A 342-nucleotide genomic window follows, 5' to 3' on the forward strand; every position below is an offset into this window, starting at 1 on the left:
TTTCCAGACCCAGTTTTTGCAGTGCATTGGCCGCCTCCAGCCCCAGCAATCCCCCGCCGATGACGATGCCGCGCGTCGACCCGGCGGCCTTCGCAGCAAGGGAGTCCAGGTCGTCCAGCGTGCGGTAAACAAAACAGGACGCGTGCTTGCTGCCGGGGATCGGTGGCACAAACGGGCTGGAACCGCTGGCCAGCACGAGCTGGTCATACGCCTGTACACAACCATCGGCTTCGTGTACCTGCCGCCGCTGGCGATCGATAGCGACGACCTGCCGCCCCGTTCGCAGTTCAATGCCGTTTTGTTCAATAAAACCCCGCTGGACCAGCGACAGTTCAGCGTGCC

General features: G+C 62.9%; 1 protein-coding gene. It reads right to left on the reverse strand.

Translation table 11 applies throughout. From position 1 onward, the window contains the following. On the reverse strand, window positions 1-342 hold a 342-nt coding region (locus WH277_RS01185; RefSeq protein WP_339503892.1), incomplete at both ends, for an FAD-dependent oxidoreductase.

Source organism: Erwinia sp. MYb416, assembly GCF_037479575.1.
GTDB lineage: Bacteria > Pseudomonadota > Gammaproteobacteria > Enterobacterales > Enterobacteriaceae > Erwinia > Erwinia rhapontici.